Annotated in this window: 1 protein-coding gene and 1 pseudogene; both read right to left on the bottom strand. The window is 56.4% G+C overall.

The window, feature by feature from the left end; genetic code table 11:
- Positions 1-44: 44 nt before the first annotated feature.
- The gene (locus ACXRVY_RS27675; RefSeq protein WP_458238799.1) at positions 45-1,058 is read right to left on the bottom strand and encodes an iron ABC transporter substrate-binding protein; all 1,014 of its coding nucleotides are present in this window, start codon (positions 1,056-1,058) and stop codon (positions 45-47) included.
- A 266-nt stretch (positions 1,059-1,324) separates the two neighbouring features.
- A pseudogene (locus tag ACXRVY_RS27670) lies at positions 1,325-1,677 on the bottom strand (lipid IV(A) 4-amino-4-deoxy-L-arabinosyltransferase); the annotation flags it as partial.

Here is a 1,677-nt window from a genome sequence, read left to right as displayed (position 1 = left end):
GGTGTCGCCTCAACGACCCCCGCAGGCAGGGTTTCAGGTATCAATTAGAGCAGTCCGGCCTGTGTCATCAGCTCCACGGCTTTTTTGCTGTCGAGTTTTGAAGCATCGACAGTCGGCGCATCGAGTTGCTGCAGGGGCACCAATTTAGGGTTGGATTCAGCGTTCTTGCCCACGGCGTACTCAAACGACTTGCCGTTCTTCAGGACAGCCTGGCCATCCTTGCCGGTAATGTATTTGAGAAACGCCTGGGCTTGTTCTTTGTGTTGGCTGGAAKCGAGGACGCCGCCGCCGGAGATGCTAACAAAAGCGCCCGGATCTTTGTGCTTGAAATAGTGCAGGGCGGTGTTTTTGCTGTTTTCGCCGGTCTTGGACTGATCCACCAGGCTGTAATAGTGGTAGATCACGCCGCTGTCGATCTGCCCGGCATTCACTGCTTTGAGTACCGAGCTGTTGCCACGGTAGTTGGCGTAGTTGGTTTTCATGGCCTTGAGCCACTCAAGTGTGGCGGCCTCACCCTTTTGTTCCAGGATGGCAGCGACGATGGCCTGGAAGTCAGCACCGCCTGGCGATGCAGCCCAGCGTCCTTTCCAGCTCGGATCGGCCAGGTCCATGATCGATTTCGGCAGATTGGCTTCCGAAAGTTTGCCTGGGTTGTACACAAACACCGTGGAGCGCGCGGCAATCCCGACCCATTTGCCGTGGGCCGGGCGGTAGGCGGAGTCAACCTGTTCCAGCGTGGCTTTATCGACAGGCGCAAACAGCCCGGCGTTGTCGACCAGCACCATGGCCGGGGAGTTTTCGGTCAGGAATACATCCGCCGGAGAAGCCGCGCCTTCCTGCACGATCTGATTGCCCATCTCGGTGTCATCGCCGTTGCGCAGGGTGACGGGAATACCGGTTTCTTGAGTGAAGCCCTCGACCCAGGCCTTGGTCAGGCCTTCGTGTTGCGCGTTGTACACCACGATGCCGACGGAGTCGGCTGCATAGACCTGGCCAGCGCTCAGCAAAGCGGTGGCCAGCAGGGCCTTTTTCAAGAACGAGGGGATGTTGGGAATCATTCTGCGGGCTGCTCCTGGTGCATTTTTTGAAAGTCATACGCATTGAAACGCTTGTAAATCAATGCGAATCATTTGCATGTTTTGAATTGCAGGGAATGTAGAGATCCAAATGAGAAAATAACGTAAAAAAAACCGTAAATACATGTAATTTTCATTCAGATTAGCAGGGCTGTGCCCGCTGTGGTTCGACTCGCCGATCAAACGAGGCGAAAACGAAAAAAACCGAGAGGCCGCTTTGGCCACCCGGTTTTTTTGCGTCTTGCCTGTCAGGGCTGGATTTGCGGGAAGATCAGGACCTGCAGGTTGCCGCGCTGATAGCGCTTGCCGTCGATGGGCAAGGCTTCGACTTCCTGGACTTCATCGACGCTGTTGACTCTCATTACCACCCCGACCGAGCCCTTTTTACGCGCCTCGGTCATCCAGTGTCCGACCTCCTGCAGGGTCACTTTGCGCGAGGCGGCGGCGGGATCCGAGAGGCCGTATTTCATTTCACCAACGACGTTGTAGAGCGCTACTTCCGGTCGCCTGGTCAGCCACGACAAGGCCGATGCCGCACCCAGGTCGTTGCTCAGCAGCGAGGTGGTCTGGTTCAAGCTGTCCAGGTGTTCGGCGATAAACC

It is taken from the genome of Pseudomonas sp. P5_A2_2 (assembly GCF_054177685.1).
This window is presented reverse-complemented; position numbering and strand designations above follow the sequence as displayed.